Origin of the sequence: Bartonella sp. AP58NXGY (assembly GCF_042195785.1) — a bacterium.
Taxonomy (GTDB): domain Bacteria; phylum Pseudomonadota; class Alphaproteobacteria; order Rhizobiales; family Rhizobiaceae; genus Bartonella.
This window is the reverse complement of the sequence record NZ_JBHIOY010000169.1, coordinates 470-846: the sequence shown is the minus strand read 5'-3', so window position 1 is coordinate 846 and position 377 is coordinate 470. Positions and strand designations below refer to the sequence as shown.

Sequence of the window (377 nt, the reverse complement as noted above, 5' to 3'; positions counted from 1 at the left end):
GTATCTGCGCAGTTCGCTCCATGAAACAACGACCAAAGAAAGTCGCTCTAAACAACATGCTGGAAGTATTAGAGAACTTTTACGCAATCATACAAAAGCTTTCTTTTTAGTTATTGGCTTTACAGCGGGAGGATCACTCACATTTTATACATACACCACTTATATGCAAAAATATCTGATCACCACCACCGGATTTGATAAACACACTGCGACGACAATAATGACTGCCGCACTCTTCATTTTTGTGTTACTCCAACCCCTCGTTGGTTCTCTAGCCGATAAAATTGGTACAAGGATTTTGCTCATTAGCTGGAGTGCCTTATCCATTATCTGCACAATTCCTGTTCTTAAAATGGTTGGCAATGCTCACAATGCAT

The 377-nt window shown here is 40.3% G+C and carries 1 protein-coding gene; it reads left to right on the top strand.

What is annotated here, in order from left to right:
• The coding region (locus ACFINC_RS10235) for an MFS transporter (RefSeq protein ID WP_375617142.1) at positions 1 to 377 on the top strand (377 nt) is incomplete at both ends.